This window comes from Chengkuizengella sp. SCS-71B, assembly GCF_040100845.1.
Lineage (GTDB): Bacteria > Bacillota > Bacilli > Paenibacillales > KCTC-33759 > Chengkuizengella.
Map to the genome: position 1 here is coordinate 218,931 of NZ_JAZHSH010000001.1, position 16,570 is coordinate 235,500.

A 16,570-nucleotide genomic window follows, 5' to 3' on the forward strand; every position below is an offset into this window, starting at 1 on the left:
AAAAATGAGGAAACTAATTCTATTATCTATGATGAGTTTGTTGCTTTTAAGTGCTTGTACAAATACAAGTTCAGACCATTCTGAAGTGATAGCAGAGACGAGATTTGGAAATGTAACGAAGGAAGAAATGTACAGTCTAATGAAAGAACGCTTCGGTGAAAAAATTTTATCCGATATATTATATGAGCAAATTCTTTCACAAGAATACTCGGTTACAGAACAAGAACTAAAGGAAGCCTTTGATGATTTAAAAGACCAATTAGGATTATCCTACGAAATAGTGTTGAAACAGATGGGCTTTCAAAATGATGAGCAAATAAAAGAGATGCTAAGAGTACAGTTATTACAGCAAAAGGCAATATTAGAAACGATAGATGTAAGTGATGAAGAAGTCAAGGAGTATTATGACAATCTCATTCCTGAAGTGAAGTTAAGTCAAATTGTAGTGGAAGATGAAGTGAGAGCAAACGAAATAAAACGAAAGCTAGAGGAAGGTGCTAGTTTCGAAGAACTAGCAAAAGAATTTTCTACTGATACTAATTCAGCATCTAACGGTGGAAATATAGGATGGCATATTCTTGAGTTGGGAACTGATTTAGAAAAAAACCTCTCTTCACTTAATATAGAAGAGGTAAGTAATCCTATAAAACAAGACGATGAGTTTTTCATCATAAAAATAACAGATCGAGAAGCGATGAAATCATTTGAAGAAATGAGAGAGGATATAAAAGAACAACTCATGATTTCTAAAATAAAACCAGAAGATTTCGTTACAGTCTTACAAGAAAAAATTGATGATGCGAATGTAAAAATTAAAGATAATGATCTTGAAGATGCTTTTTCAGATTTAAAAAATGTATTTAACTAGTAAAGATGGTGCAGAACACGGCTTAGAGTGGTTTGGGATAGATTCACTTCACATCATGCTATTATAAATTGTGAAAAATGAAAGAGATAGTATAAAGTTAGTTATAAATTACTATTGAATAAAAGTTATAAATTTATAGCGGTTATAGAAATTCATTTGTTACAGTAACTGAAGTAGAATTGATCTAAATATAATAACTTATAGGGAGATTATTATAATGAACAAATTAACAAATAAGGTATTATCAATTGTTATAGCTATCACTTTAGGTTTTGGTACATTATTCAGTCCAAGTTTTACGGTTTCTGCTGCAGATGATGGAATAACTGGAGAACAGAATCCAATAAATTTGCTTGAAGAAACTTCATTTCATAATTACGTAGAAGTAATGACAACAATAGGATTTCCGAGTTGGGCACAGTACATCCCTAATGCTGACATACATATAAGTGCGGCTAAAAATAGTGCGAAATCTTGGGAAACTGATATTAAACCGCATGCTGTTGAGATTATTCACAATGTAATAGCTTATGAAAAAAATTTTATCTCAGCATACAACCAATTAGTGGAACTTTCCAACCAACTTGATGATCCAAATAAGAAAACAGAATTTCTTGGAATTGTTAATGTATTACAAAAAAATCTAGAGGATCATACCGCTTCTGTAAATGAAGAACACAATATCATTGATAATTTCAAGAAACTATTACGTGATGTGGATCGAGCTAATTTTCAAATTGACTATAATTACGCTGTTCAAAGGAAAAAGGATATAGTAAGTGAAATTACTGATTTGGAAAATAAAGTAGAAGATATTAATCGAAAATATAATGAGAAAAAATTAACACCAGTTTGTGATGCTTTTGGTTGTCGCTATATAGAAGTGCCTAAATATGATAAACATCAATTGGATTTAGAAAAAGCTAAAGCAGTAGAGGAGCTACAAAATAAAAAAAATGAGCAATCTGCTATCAATACTGCTATAGACCAATTAGAGAAATATCTCAATGTAATTGATGGTGCTTATAAATTTTTAGACCATGGTTTAAGTGGATTAGAGAATCAATGGAACAGTTTATTTTTAAAATTTGAAAGAATACTAGAAATTGTTACAAACGAAATAGATATTGATAGTTTCTTTTTAATTTCATTTTTAAATGATGCTAAGCTTACTTGGGATGATATACTGCAGTTGGCACAAGTTATTGAAATTAAAATGGATACTTTTAAAAGTAAGGTTCTTGGTTGCTCCATTCCTTGGGGAGTAGATAATCTACCTTTTGAGGGGGAGATTTACTATACATTATATGATGGAAACCCGACAGAAGGCGGACTAAAAGTAGGTAAGTTTGCAGGGACGGAATTGGCTATAACCCTGTCTTCAGAATTGTATGATATGTTAGAAGTAATCCCCCCTGACCAAGCTTTGTATGCTGTACAAGAAATCCTTGTGAATGGTGAATCATTTAAATTAGATGCTAGACCAATATCTAATCCACTGTTTGAAACTTCTTTTTTATTTTCAGAATCAGACTTTAAAGGTGATTGTATTACTGTAAGTAAGGGACAAACAATAAATTTAAATCAAACAGGTTATTATAACTTTGATAACAAGTTGTCCTCTATGGTAGTGAAAGGGAATGTATATGTTAGTTTATTTGCTGAATTAAACTCTGGAGGAAGTTCACAAAGGGTTTTCACGGATGAGGATGGTTATGCTCAAGTTAGTGACTTCGGCGGTATGTTTATAGGATCGGATACCGTGTCTTCTATAAATGTTTCTGAAAAAAAAGATGGAGTCTATACGTTTGATGGAGCAAATTTTAGTGGATCTTTGGATATATATAACGATGAGCAATTTGCTAAAGATACAGGTGGTCTAACTGCAAATGATTGGATGGGTTATCAAAGAGGAGATACCTATTTTAAAAAAGATGATTCTATATCATCTGTAAAAGTGATTGGTCCATATGCGGCAGCTTTATATGAGAATTATAACTGGTCTGGAGCATTTGCATTAGTTAAAGAGGATTTTGGTGGTCCAAATTTAGATAGTAATATAGATAATAAAGCTTCATCAATAAGTATATTCCATGGTGAGGGTATCTGGTTCTTTGATATCCAATCTTATAGAGGAAATTATAACCGGGTAACAGCGGATTGTAGCTTTAGTCCGAATTGTGGATTTCCTAATGATACATTATCCTCTGTGTTAATTATTGGAGATTATGGAGTTAGATTGTATGAACACGCCGATTATCAAGGTAGAGAACAATTAGTGATTAACTTTGATCAGTATACGGGAAGCTCCGGAGATATAGGAGATAATTTAATGTCTTCTTGGAGAATAATAAAGTAAACTAAGCATATTTACTAATCTATCAAAATTACCATTGAAATCACACTTCGTTTTTCGGAGTGTGGTTTATTTCTTGTTCGTATATTTTTTTGAGGAGTAGTAGTCTACTAAATTTAAAATCTTCTAATTTGTTCTTACTTTGAAATAAGATTTTATGCGTTGGACTCTGCTCTCTAACTTTCTGCTTGGTTTTCGATTCAGTCAGAGAAGGCGAATTGACGGCTAAAGATTTTACGTTGCTGACCATTTCCAGCAACAACCTCATATCTTCAGTTTTCAAAGAGCAATCTGCATAGACTTATTATATCATAATTTTTAGTTCATATATATAAAAATGTAAGTATTAACTTTCCTATAGAGCTTGACCTCCCATATAGCAGTGCCTAGCTGGAACAATTTCTTTTAAATCTCATTTCTTCTATCATTTTATTATTACTGGTGACGTAGGTGCTATGTGGAATATATTTTGCTGCGATGTCATTATGTTTTTTTGCTTTATCAATATTACCCAAAGACATGTAACATGAACATAATTGTATATGAGGGAACCAAGTATAGTAGGATGGTTCTATAAAGGTACTCTGTTGAGGGAAATCTATAACAGTAGCTATTTTATACCAACATACTGCTTGGTGAACCTCATTTTTAAGCATATATATGTGTGCTAATTTACAACAAATCTCTGCCCTAGGGGATTCTAGTTTAAATGTAAGTAAGCAATATGCAACCGACTTATCTAATTCATTAAAATGGATATGACAATCAGCGAGCTTTCCGTATACATAAATTTTAATTTCACTTCTATCATTAGTTTCTTTAAGATATTTTTCATACCATTCCTTGGCTAATTTGTATTGACTATGTCCAAAACATGCATTCGCGAAGAAAAACATATCCCTAGTCGATAAAATTTTTCCTTGTGCAATCGCACTTTTATAAGTTTTAAAGGTTCGATCAGAATGTTGCTTATTTTTCATATGTTTGATTACAATATTTGTTATGAATATTTCTCTTCCTGAAATATCAAGTGCAGCGTGTACAAACCCCTTCCATTTAAAATTACATTCTCTTCTTACAATACTATCGCGATGATGAGTAAATATTGGGTTCCCTTCTGCATCAAAAGCGTATTGATATTCCATAACCACAACATCTATATGATGAGTGACAAGATTTTTTTTTAATTCTTTAATTTGTTCTTGACTTTCTTCTGGAACAATATCATCTGCGTCTAACCATATAATGTAGTCTTTCGTTGCTTTAGAAAATGAAAAATTACGTGCTTTAGAAAAATCATCCACCCACTCAAAATCATATATCTTGTCTGTGTATTTTTTAGCTATTTCTTTCGTTCGATCGGTTGATCCTGTATCTACAATAATGATTTCTTCAACCAAATTTGCGATTGATGATAAACATCTATCTAATACTTCTTCTTCATCCCTGACACTCATACAAAGGCTTAACGTTGCGTTTTTCATAACTATCGCCCCTTAAAGTTTGAAAATGTTTTCTTCTTAAATTTAAAAATTTATATATTATTTCCTTAGGCTTATATAAAAAAATTCAAGCCTAAGGATGTATATAAAAATCAGAAGACAAATGTGTAATGATTAACATTTGTCTAATTTGTCTACAAAAAGAGCATTCAATGTTCGATCTGTTACAGTGGCTGTTGACGTTGCTCCATCCGCTGGATCTAATTTTCTTGCCTTTACTTGATAGCAGTTCATTCCAAGTGATGGTGTGTCACAAAACGTAAAATTGGGTTGGTTATTTTGAGTAAAAGATGATTCAAACGGTGAAAACATCACAGGATTACCTGTAATAAGATCAGACGCAGAAGTCACAGTACGATTAGAATGACCAGATGTAACAGTTGATCCAATCTGTTGATCATTATTACAAAGAGTGTAAACAACATTTGCATTAGGATTTACATCAATATCTTGGCCAGTTTCTTGATCAGTTGCAGTGAGAAATTCATCAACTGACCAATCAAGTTTCACATTTTTATCCTGATCTTTCACACATACTTTGACTTCAAGAATAACTTGATCATTGTTATCTAACATCACTGGATCATTCCTAAAATCGCATTTTATCTTTGATTCTTTTTTAAACGATGACATTTCTTTACCTCCTTTTTTTAGAGTGATATATATTATGCGAAATAAACTACTCTTGTATAGTCAAATATAAGGTGAAAAGAAAATTCTATTAAAAAAGGTACATTTTAATTTATAAGGCTTCATTATATGTAACAAAAGCACTATAAAAAATAGAAAATTTGTTTAAAAAGAATAGATTAATAGGCTAATCTTGAATAAACAAATCGATGTGTACTTTGACATCACTTTACCTCCTTCTTTTTTTAGAATGATATATATTATGTAAAATAGACTATTCTTGTATAGTTAAATATCTGAAATGCTTAAATTTTTTAAAAAATGATACATTTTAATTCATAAGGCTTCATTATATATAACAATAGCACTACACTATAAATAATTTGCTTTGGCAAATTGTCATTATGATTTTTGGAAATCAGTAATCCTTAGAAAGTGTGGAAATAATGATGTTGAATTTTTATAAAAATAAAAGCATTTTTGTGACCGGCCATACTGGGTTTAAAGGAGCATGGTTATGTAAAATTCTCATCAATGCAGGATCAAGAGTTACGGGATACGCTCTAGATCCTCCAACAAATCCAAGTTTATTTAAGCTTAGTGGACTAGAAAGTCAGATGACTTCAATTATTAAAGATATTAGAGATGCTGAGAGTCTACAAGAAAGCTTTAATATCGCACAACCAGAAATTGTCATTCACTTAGCATCGCAGCCCCTCGTATTAGCTTCATATGAAAACCCACATTACACATATGAAACTAACGTAATGGGTACAGTAAATATTTTAGAATGCATTCGCAAAAGTAATAATGTTAAATCCGTGCTTATTGTTACATCAGATAAAGTATATAAAAATAATAAATGGATTTGGGGTTATCGAGAGAATGATCCACTTGGTGGTGATGATCCATATTCTAATAGCAAGTCTTGTTCTGAACTAATAACAAAAAGTTATAAAAAGTCATTTTTAAAAGATAAAAATATTGCTATCTCAACTGCAAGAGCAGGGAATGTACTTGGTGGTGGTGATTTTGCAAAACATAGAATTATTCCTGATTGTATTAGAGCAATTGAAAATAATGTTGACATTATTGTTCGCAATCCATATTCAAGAAGACACTATCAACACGTATTTGAACCTCTCTATGCATATTTAATGATTATTCAAAAGCAATATGATGATATGAAATATTCAGATTGCTATAATGTAGGCCCTGATGAAAGGAATTGCATTACAAATGAAGAGCTAGTTGATTTATTTTGTGAAAAATGGGAAATAGCAACAGGTGATAAGCAAAATTGGGTGTATAAGCTTTCAAATGACCCTCCTGAAGCAAGTCTCTTGAAACTAGACAGTTCAAAGTTCCATTCTATTTTTAAGTGGCAATCAGAATGGAATATAGAAAAAGCAATTGAAAAAACAATTGAATGGACAAAAGTTTATATGAATAATGAAGATATAGATTTTATCTTGAATAAACAAATCGAAGAATTTTTAAAAACGTGATCAAAAAAACACTTTATGATTAATTTTTTTTCACTACATTGAATTTTTACAAAAGGAGATGAATATGAAAAAAGCAATTGTGACTGGAGCTAATGGCTTCATTGGCAGTCATGTTATAACGGAATTAGTAAACCATAATGTCGAAGTGATTGCTATTGTTAAAAATGAAGATTCAAATATTGACTCGCTAGCTAAAAATATAAACCACATTAAGATAATTTGTTGTACTCTAACAGATCTTAACACTTTACCCAATAAAATAGCAGATAGAGATATTGATATCTTCTATCATTTTGCTTGGGAGGGGTGTGAAGGAAATATTAGAATAAACGAGAACGTACAAACACTTAATGCCTTGTGGACAGTTAATAGTGTTAAAGTTGCAAAAGAGCTTGGGTGTCATAGATTTGTTGGAGCTGGTAGTATCATGGAGAAAGAAGCTTTGTCCGCTGTGTACACTCAAAAAAACAAACCAGGAATGGATTATATATACGGAACAAGCAAATTAACAGCTCACTGTTTTAGTAAATGTACAGCAGCTCAATTGGGCATAGAACATGTGTGGGGAATCATTACAAATGCATATGGGCCAGGAGATATGTCCTCTCGCTTTTTGAACACAACAATCAGGAAAATTATTAAAAATGAACCATTGGAATTTACTAAGGCAACTCAAATCTATGATTTTATTTATATTGCTGATGTAGCAAAAGCTTTTTACTACATAGGATTATATGGGAAGCCCTTCTGCAACTATATAGTAGGAAGCTCTAATCCAAAACCATTAAAACAATTTATTCACGTGATTCAGCAAACTCTGGCCCCAGAAAGGGAATTTTCCTTTGGAATCATCCCTTTTACCGGAGGAAATTTGTCACTTGATCAATTTAATACCCATGAAATTGAAAAAGATACGGAATTCAAAGCAAATGTATCTTTTCAAGAAGGTATTAAAAAAACGATGAAATGGTTAAAAGGTATCAACACTTCTCGACAATAAGCGCATTCAATGTTCTAGCTGTTACAGTTGCTGTTGATGTTGCTCCATCCGTAGGATCTAATTTTCTCGCCTTTACTTGATAACAATTCAGCCCAAGTAATGGTGTGTCACAAAATGTAAAATTGGGTTGATTATTTTGAGAGAAAGATGATTGATTCACAGGAGTACTTCCTATAGATCTAGTTCGATTCGAATGTCCTGATGTTATAGGTGCAGCAATTGGTTGATCATTATTACAAAGAGTGTAAACAACATTTGCATTAGGGTTTACAATTTCTCCTAATATTTGGTCAGTTGCAGTAAGTAATTCATCAACTGACCAATCAAGTTTTACATTTTTATCTTGATCTTTCACATTTACTTTGACTTCGAGAATGACTTGATCATTGTTATCTAATATCACTTCATCATCCCTAAAATCACATAGTATCTTTGTTTCTTTTTTAAAATTTGTCATATTTCCACCTCCCGTACATCGAATTAAAATATTTTATGCATATGAAAGATTTTTGTATAGACAAATATACAGAAAGAAACTAGCTTTTTTTGAAAAAGGCACATTTTATCCATAACGTTGTATATAACAAGCACTTCAATAGAACTGTTGAGAATAGTCGTCAATTTATCACCATAAACTTACTATATTAATATGTAGTTGGGTAAGGAGGGAATTTCATTGAAAGTCGTCATTTTAGCAGGCGGATTTGGAACAAGAATCAGTGAAGAAAGCTCTTTCATACCGAAACCGATGATAAAAATAGGTGAGAAACCAATTTTATGGCATATAATGAAATACTATTCATATTTTGGCTATAACGATTTTGTTATATGTTGTGGTTATAAACAAGAAGTTATTAAAAGCTTCTTTGCAAATTACTATTTACATATGTCGGATGTGACATTTGATTTCACAACTGGAAATAAGATGATTGTTCATAGAAACACATCAGATCCTTGGAAAATTACATTAATAGATACTGGTCTTTATACGATGACTGGTGGAAGAATTAATAGAGTGAGAGAATATGTAGGTAATCAAACCTTCATGCTTACTTATGGAGATGGTATTTCTAATGTTAATTTAAAGGAAATAGAAAAGTACCATAAATCACATGGAAAAATAGCCACAATAACTGCCGTTCAACCTGCTCCACGATTTGGAGTATTAGATATAGATGATGATGAAAAGGTTAATAACTTTAAAGAAAAACCAAAGGAAGGTGGTGGTTGGATAAATGCTGGATTTATGGTTTTAAATCCAGAGATCATGAACTATATTGAAGGAGATGTAACGACTTTTGAAAAAGATCCTTTAGAAACACTTGCTTTAGAAGGTCAACTTAAAGCATTTAAACATCACGGCTTTTGGCAATGTATAGATACTATTAATGATAAAGGTTTATTAGAAAAGTTATGGTTAAATAATCAGGCTCCTTGGAAACTGTGGGAATAATGATGTTCTAAAACTTTGATTTTCTAAAGAAAATAAATTGAAGTATACTTTGAAGAATAGTAAGTCGTTAAGGGATTTACTATTTTTGATTCCAATATGGATCGAAAATAGAAGAGGTGAAATCAATTTGAAATATCAATTTTTAAACATTGACCATGTACAATTAGCTGCTCCAAAAGACAGCGAGGAACAAGCAAGACATTTTTATAGTGACATCCTAGGGATGGAGGAAATACCAAAACCAGATATGTTAATAGGTAGAGGAGGCGTATGGTTCCAATGTGGTATTCACCAAGTTCATATTGGAATTCAAGAAGACTTTCAACCTGCTAAAAAAGCACACCCTGCTTTTGAAGTGAAACACGTTTTAGAATTAGGAGAGCATCTGAACAAACATGGATTAGAAGTGAAAGAAGATGATGCGTTAGAAGGGGTTAGACGTTTTTTTGTAAATGATCCTTTTGGTAATCGACTAGAGTTTCTGGAGAGGAACTAACATGATTCAGTCCCTCATATCAATCCATGCTTTCCTAAAATCATCATACCCTAATGCCTCAAATTCAGTATCTTGTATCGTATGGTTAAAGGTTCGGTGAATATGAGGGTGGTATAAATAGAGAATCAGATGCTGCTCTCTTAAATATTGTTCTATTTGATCCATCCAATACTCTCTCTTGTGATGTTCAGGTTCATATTTCATTTTAGATAAACAATCTTCAATATAAATTAAATGCTTTCTACTTATAAACCTTTGAAATAAATTAGTTTTGTTATAAAGTGCTTCTATGAAAGATAAATGATAATCATAAGAAGAAACTTCACTTGCAAAAAGTAGATCTGCTTCTTGATCCAATAATGGTGAATAAAAATCATCCATCTCAAACACTTTATATTGTAATTGAATACCTTCAGTGGCAGCTTCCTTTACAAACCATTCTGCTTTTTTTGCATCTATATGTTTCGTGTATACGGTGAGTGTCTCTCCTTGATATCCTGATTGTTCCACTAATGATTTTACAAGCTCTCTGACTTTTGGTTCAGTCTGTATTGAATTCCATGGGAAGTAACTTGATGCTTCTACTAAATGGTTGTATCCGTTATCTTTCCACATTTTTTTCATATCTAATAAGTGATAAAGTGCAGTTCTAAACGAATGATTGTGGACAATAGAAGGTTTGTTGAAATTAATAGCAAGAAATCGAACTCCATTGAGCTTATCTACTTTGTTAAAGGAAGTTTCATCTGTTAGTTCCCCTCTAATTTGTATAGTCATCACATCTTTTGTCTCATTAGAAATAAGATAAAATTCAATTTCATCAATAAATGGACGTTCTAAAAAGTACAAATCAAATGCTTCTAGTACAATCACATTTTCTGTACGTTTTTTTAACTGAAATGGTCCCGTTCCAATCCATTTGTTTTCATCAAATGGTTCATCCTTAGGTAGAATTGAAAGAGATGTTGCACTTACATAACGTAAAAATAATGGATTCGCTTGTGATAAGTGGAAACGGATGGTATAAGGGGATAAACATTCAATTTTTTCGATGTTCGCAAGCAGCCATTGTTTCGAGAAAGGTGAATCTTTAGAACGTTCAAAGGTATACTTTACATCTTCACTATTTAATGTTCGTTGATGATGGAAATGGACACCTTTTCTTAAATGAAATGTCCAAGTTTTATTGTCATCCTTTACATTCCAATGATGTGCTAAATGAGGTTGGATGGTTTCTGTTTTTTGATCAAACGTAACGAGAGTGCTTCCTAAATGTCGTATTAAATACTCTTCAAAGTTAATAGAGCATTGGAGTGGGTCTAATGTTACAATTCTTTTTAACATCATCAGTCGAAGTACATCTTTTGAATGATTAGATTGATAACCAAACTTTTTTTGTATTTCTTTTGTCAAATCCAGCACCCATGATTTTGGAATGGGTAGTTGTAATAATTGAAAGGCATCCTCTAAATGATCACGTTTGATGTTTTCGTTGATGATCATCTTTATTTCCTCTTGAAGAGGTTTTGTAAAAATAAGTTGAGATGGGTTCCCTCTTCCTTTTCCAGGTTTATATTCGTATTTTCCTTCGGTTTCAAATTTTCTTACTTTTATTTTTGCATTTTTTTTGTTGCAAAACCATATCTCCTCTAGTTCTTTCAATTTAAATGAAGCCGTATTGTTGATTTCTCTAGTATAAAAAAGAGCTCTCATTTGAAAATAGTCTAGATCTTTCATTCCGTATATATTCCTCCTATAAATAAAGGGGTTGCAATTGATTTAATTATACCCTTTTTAACCTCTTTTGTGTAATGCATAATGATGCATAACAATTCCATGCAATTTTTATTTTAAACATCAAGAAGTAACACATAGAGAAGAGGAGGAGTACAAATGAGATTTAAAGACTTTCATATTAATATTAAGATTAGGATTATAGAGACTTTTATTAGTAAATTTATAGGAAGTATGATTTTTCCTTTTATGGCAATTTATTTATCGAGTTATTATGGAGTGAAAACGGCGGGGATATTATTATTATTAAATGTATTGATGGGGATTGTAATCAACTTCTTTGGAGGATATTTTTCTGATAATTATGGGAGAAAGAAGCTGATCCTTTATGCAGAAGTGGGTCGGTTTATTGCATTTTTGATCATGATGTTATCTAATTCACCTTGGTTCGAATCCGTTTTTATCACGTTTTTAATGATGACTTTAAACACGATATTTATGGGGTTGTCAGGACCTGCAAATCAAGCGATGTTAATTGATGTAAGTAAACCAGAGCAAAGAAGAGTGATGTATTCCATCACATATTGGGCAAATAATCTATCGATAGCGTTTGGTGCAATGCTAGGTGCTCTATTTTTTGAACATTATTTATTCGAATTGTTAATCGGCCTTTCCGTGGGTGCTTTAGCAGTTGTCATCCTAGTGTTGTTTTTTATTGAAGAAAGTTACTTTCCTGTAAAAAAAGAAAATGCTTCATCCCATGTGACAGAAATGTTAAAAACCTATAGTCTCGTATTTAAAGATAAATTGTTTGTTCTATTTATGACCGCGGGTGTATTCATATTATCTATGGAAATTCAATTACCCAACTATATTGGTATTAGATTAAGTAAAGAAATGCTAACTCAGACCTTTTTGTTTTGGGAATTAGATGGTGTGAATATGGTGGGTTTTCTACTGACTGAGAACACAATTCTTGTCGTATTATTTCTTCTATTTACAACAAGTTTATTCAAACGATATTCAGATAAAAGTGTGCTTCTGTTAGGTTCTATCCTTTTTGTTATTGGATATGGTGTCGTATCTTATACGAATAACATTTGGTTTTTACTTGTTTTTATTGCTGTTGCCACATTAGGTGAAGTGGTGAAGTTACCTGTGCTACATTCCTATATGGCATCCATTCCACCTGAACATGCGAGAAGCTCTTATATGGCAGTCAATAATATGACGCTGAATCTTGCCCAAATCATTACCTCCATTTCTGTCACGATAAGTGCATTTTTATCCACATGGATAATGAGTATCTTTATTATAAGTATCGGTTTCATTGGCGTAGCCATCTATCATTTTATTTTTGCAGAACTTCAGACGAGAGTGGAGAAGGAGGAGAAAGTGAGTTCAGCTAATAAACAAAAACTAGCTTCATAAGGTTGTATAAGAGATAAATCTATTGTGTTGTTTTGAACATAAAATTTTTTAAGAGTGCAGTGTAATTTTTAATAAAATATGAGATAGTAGAAGAACAAAACACAGGATGAGTTCATCATCAATTTGGAGCAAGGAATGATAATAGAATGAGCATACTCGCAGTCGAGCATCTGCTAAAAACGTATGGAGAAAAAGTATTGTTTGATGATATTTCTTTTACAATATCTGAAAAGCAAAAAATAGGTTTAATTGGTGTCAATGGCACGGGTAAATCCACCTTATTAAGAGTGATTGCTGGCCTGGATTTAGTTGAAAAAGGGGAAATTATTCATGCAAATCAGTTTCATATTGAATATCTCCCTCAAGCTCCTCAGTTTGAAGAAGATTTAACGGTATTAGAGCAAATTTATTACGGCAATTCTTCCATTATGATCACACTAAGAGAATATGAGCTAGCATTGATGGAACTTGAACATGATCCCAACAGTGAGAATAAACAAGCTGCTCTTTTTAAAAAACAACAAAAGATGGATCAAGAGGAAGCATGGGAAGCGAATACTTCAGCAAAGACTGTATTAACTAGATTAGGCATTACAAACTTTACTGACCAGGTGAAAAACTTATCTGGAGGGCAACGGAAAAAAGTCGCCATTGCTAAGGCACTTATTCAACCTGCAGATTTACTCATATTAGATGAACCGACAAACCATTTAGACAATGGCACCATTGAGTGGTTAGAAGGGTATTTGTCAAAATATCAAGGAGCGCTCATCCTTGTTACACATGATCGTTACTTTTTAAATCGTGTGACAAATCGTATGTTTGAATTGGATCACGGGAAGCTTTATGCCTATGAAGGCAATTATGAAACTTTTTTAGAGAAAAAATCCGAGAGAGAAGAACAAGCTATCATTGATGAAAGCAAACGTAAAAATCTATTAAGAAAAGAACTAGCATGGTTGCGCCGTGGAGCTAAAGCAAGAACCACTAAACAAAAGGCACGTATTCAAAGAGTACATGAACTTCAAAATAAAAAAACAATTACGAAAGAAGATAGTTTGGATATCTCGATTGGGTCGAACCGACTTGGGAAAAAAGTGTTTGAGATTGAAGGGTTGTCTAAATCCATAGATGAAAAAAAACTTATAGATGATTTCAATTATTTAATAGTACCCCATGAACGTTTAGGCATTATTGGACCTAATGGCAGTGGGAAATCTACCTTATTAAATATATTAGCAGGAAAAATCAAGCCAGATACGGGAAATATGGAGATCGGTGAAACTGTAAAAATCGGTTATTATACGCAAGATAATGAGGAGTTAGATGGAAACTTAAGAGTAGTTGAATATATTAAACAAAGAGCAGAGATTGTAAAAACAGCCGATGGCACAACGATTACAGCAGAGCAGATGTTAGAGCGGTTTCTATTCCCTAGAAGCATCCAATGGACCTATATCCGAAAATTGTCCGGGGGAGAACGACGCCGTTTATATTTGTTATCCATATTAATGTCTGAGCCGAATGTATTATTACTAGATGAGCCTACGAATGATCTGGATATTCAAACGTTAACCATATTAGAGGATTATTTGGAAGTATTTAATGGCGTAGTCATTAGCGTTTCACATGATAGATATTTCTTAGACCGCGTAGTGGATCATCTAATTTGTTTTGAAGGGAACGGAGTTATTACACGTTTTCAAGGAAACTACACGGAGTATATGGAAATGAAAAGTGCTGAAAAAGAAAAACAAGCACTTGAAAAACAAAATGAAGTTCTTGTTAAAAATCAGACGAATAAAAAAGAACGACGTAAAAAGTTATCTTATAAAGAACAGATAGAGTGGGAAGAAATTGAAGATAAAATCACCAATATAGAGCAGCGAATTTCAGAAATTGAAGCAGAAATCGTAGAAGCGGGTAGTGATTCTGAAAAAGTAAGCGAACTTTATGAAGAACAGCAAAAAATGGAACAGTTACTAGAGCAAACGATGGAGCGTTGGGAAGAGTTGTCTTTGTTTATTGAAGAAATAGAGCAGGGTTGAATAACAGCTGAGGAGGGGCTGGAGAGCCAGCCCATAAATGATTATAGTAAAGAGCAACTTTTTCATTCTAACGCTGGTACTGGGGTACTCAAAGTTTTTGAACTCAAAGAGCTTGGGTTTTGCAATCAGCAATAATAGGTAGTTGAACCTTAAAGCAATTCATCTCGTTTTCAACTGAAACTGAACAATTCCCCTTATGCAGTTTTACGATACTTTTTATAATAGGAAGTCCTAAGCCGTTTCCAGGACGTGTACTATCAACCTGATGAAAGCTGTTCCATACCATGTTCATCTGTTTTTGATTCAATAGGTTGCCTGTATTAGCAATCGAAAAAACAACATGATTTCCATCATGGTTTGTCCTAATGAGAATCAACCCTTCACGATCAGAGTATTTAAGCGCATTAGATAAAAGATTGACTACTACTTGTTCTAATCTTCTTTGATCTGCATGAATCATAGGGATTTCTGTAAAATCCATTTGAATGGAAAGTCCTTTTTCATCTGCTTTCAATTGGTATCGCTCCAGTATATCCCTGATTAGTTCATTTAAATCAACTTGACCATACGTTAATCTAAATACGCCTGACTCATAACTCGATAAATCGAGCAAGTCTTTAAGGAGTTTTCCAAGTCGATCAGCCTCTTCAACAATAATCTTCTGGTAGTATTTTTTATCTTTCTCTGTTTTTGGGATGTCATGGAGGAGTCCATCTGCATACCCCTGAATCATACTCAGAGGATTCTTCAGTTCATGAGACACATCTGAGACAAACTGCCTGCGCATTTGCTCCATGCTTCGTTCTTTTTCTAGCTCAAAATTCAGTTTTTCATTGGAGATTTTAAGATCATCTATGACCTCTTCCAGCTTATTCGAGAGAATGTTGATATTACTGGATAGCTGTCCTATCTCATCATTGCTTTTGACTACAATTGGATCGGAAAAATCCAACTTACCCATTTTTTTTGTTTTGGCGCTCAGGTTTTTCGCTTCTTGTCCTATTAAATTCGATATTTTCCAGATTATGATTATACCCAACACAAATATCAAAGTGGCGGCACTGTATAAAAATCTCATTGCCACTGAGACCGATTCTAAAGCTTCTTTGCCTTTATAAATCTGTATAATTAAATCACCGTTGTGTAAAACCTTCAAGTGATAAATGGTCTTGTACTTACCTCTACCCATTATTTCAGCACCTTTGAGCACCTTATCTGGGTCCTCTTTGAGCTGTTTTATTAAAATGGGTGCCTCTTTCATAAACATATCAATAAACTTTTTTGGTGGCTTTTGTATACCATTAGATTGTCCAGATTGAGGAGATGAAGGATGTTCTAATCGAGCACCAGGATGTTGAGCTGGATTTATTGTTTCCTCATTGTAAACAAGATACAAACTTGCGCTTCGAATGTCGTTAATCCAGTAATAGTCTGGATTTTCACGGAGCTTCTCATTCAAATTCTCAGCAGTATTCTCCATATTTCGATGTGCATTCCATATAATATACGATTCCATAAAATATGTATTGATAAACAACAGGGTT

General features: G+C 32.8%; 13 protein-coding genes. 8 read left to right on the forward strand and 5 right to left on the reverse strand.

The window, feature by feature from the left end; all coding sequences use genetic code 11:
* The first annotated feature begins 4 nt into the window (after nucleotides 1-4).
* Nucleotides 5-868, forward strand: a complete 864-nt coding sequence (locus tag VQL36_RS01095) for a peptidylprolyl isomerase (protein WP_349247537.1) — start codon at nucleotides 5-7, stop codon at nucleotides 866-868.
* Between the two features lie 217 nt (nucleotides 869-1,085).
* Complete coding sequence (locus tag VQL36_RS01100; protein ID WP_349247538.1) at nucleotides 1,086-3,227, forward strand: HBL/NHE enterotoxin family protein; 2,142 nt, start codon at nucleotides 1,086-1,088, stop codon at nucleotides 3,225-3,227.
* Between the two features lie 383 nt (nucleotides 3,228-3,610).
* Here VQL36_RS01100 and VQL36_RS01105 read toward each other — a convergent pair whose 3' ends face one another.
* The gene (locus VQL36_RS01105; protein WP_349247539.1) at nucleotides 3,611-4,708 is read right to left on the reverse strand and encodes a glycosyltransferase family 2 protein; all 1,098 of its coding nucleotides are present in this window, start codon (nucleotides 4,706-4,708) and stop codon (nucleotides 3,611-3,613) included.
* A 132-nt stretch (nucleotides 4,709-4,840) separates the two neighbouring features.
* A complete protein-coding gene (locus VQL36_RS01110; protein ID WP_349247540.1) occupies nucleotides 4,841-5,359 on the reverse strand; it encodes a hypothetical protein in 519 nt (172 codons plus the stop codon).
* Nucleotides 5,360-5,805: 446 nt separating this feature from the next.
* Here VQL36_RS01110 and rfbG point away from each other — a divergent pair, with 446 nt between their 5' ends.
* Together rfbG and VQL36_RS01120 are read left to right on the forward strand one after the other, a co-directional pair.
* Nucleotides 5,806-6,864 carry a CDP-glucose 4,6-dehydratase gene (rfbG, locus tag VQL36_RS01115; protein ID WP_349247541.1) on the forward strand — a complete coding sequence of 353 codons (1,059 nt, stop codon included), beginning with the start codon at nucleotides 5,806-5,808 and terminating at the stop codon, nucleotides 6,862-6,864.
* A 64-nt stretch (nucleotides 6,865-6,928) separates the two neighbouring features.
* A complete protein-coding gene (locus tag VQL36_RS01120) occupies nucleotides 6,929-7,864 on the forward strand; it encodes an NAD(P)-dependent oxidoreductase (protein ID WP_349247542.1) in 936 nt (311 codons plus the stop codon).
* On the opposite strand, the gene VQL36_RS01125 is transcribed toward VQL36_RS01120, so the two are convergent.
* Nucleotides 7,845-8,321 (reverse strand): hypothetical protein, encoded by a 477-nt coding sequence (locus VQL36_RS01125; protein WP_349247543.1) that lies wholly within the window; start codon nucleotides 8,319-8,321, stop codon nucleotides 7,845-7,847. The genes VQL36_RS01120 and VQL36_RS01125 overlap by 20 nt on opposite strands.
* 219 nt (nucleotides 8,322-8,540) lie before the next feature.
* Between VQL36_RS01125 and rfbF the strand changes: the two genes are divergently transcribed.
* On the forward strand, nucleotides 8,541-9,317 hold the full coding sequence (rfbF, locus tag VQL36_RS01130; RefSeq protein ID WP_349247544.1) for a glucose-1-phosphate cytidylyltransferase: 777 nt from the start codon (nucleotides 8,541-8,543) through the stop codon (nucleotides 9,315-9,317).
* A 127-nt stretch (nucleotides 9,318-9,444) separates the two neighbouring features.
* On the forward strand, nucleotides 9,445-9,813 hold the full coding sequence (locus VQL36_RS01135) for a VOC family protein (protein WP_349247545.1): 369 nt from the start codon (nucleotides 9,445-9,447) through the stop codon (nucleotides 9,811-9,813).
* A gap of 6 nt (nucleotides 9,814-9,819) precedes the next feature.
* On the opposite strand, the gene VQL36_RS01140 is transcribed toward VQL36_RS01135, so the two are convergent.
* Nucleotides 9,820-11,550 (reverse strand): ABC transporter substrate-binding protein, encoded by a 1,731-nt coding sequence (locus VQL36_RS01140; RefSeq protein WP_349247546.1) that lies wholly within the window; start codon nucleotides 11,548-11,550, stop codon nucleotides 9,820-9,822.
* A 156-nt stretch (nucleotides 11,551-11,706) separates the two neighbouring features.
* Here VQL36_RS01140 and VQL36_RS01145 point away from each other — a divergent pair, with 156 nt between their 5' ends.
* Together VQL36_RS01145 and VQL36_RS01150 are read left to right on the forward strand one after the other, a co-directional pair.
* On the forward strand, nucleotides 11,707-12,978 hold the full coding sequence (locus VQL36_RS01145) for an MFS transporter (protein ID WP_349247547.1): 1,272 nt from the start codon (nucleotides 11,707-11,709) through the stop codon (nucleotides 12,976-12,978).
* A 146-nt stretch (nucleotides 12,979-13,124) separates the two neighbouring features.
* Complete coding sequence (locus VQL36_RS01150) at nucleotides 13,125-15,026, forward strand: ABC-F family ATP-binding cassette domain-containing protein (protein WP_349247548.1); 1,902 nt, start codon at nucleotides 13,125-13,127, stop codon at nucleotides 15,024-15,026.
* A gap of 103 nt (nucleotides 15,027-15,129) precedes the next feature.
* Here VQL36_RS01150 and VQL36_RS01155 read toward each other — a convergent pair whose 3' ends face one another.
* Nucleotides 15,130-16,542 (reverse strand): sensor histidine kinase, encoded by a 1,413-nt coding sequence (locus VQL36_RS01155; protein WP_349247549.1) that lies wholly within the window; start codon nucleotides 16,540-16,542, stop codon nucleotides 15,130-15,132.
* Nucleotides 16,543-16,570: the final 28 nt, after the last annotated feature.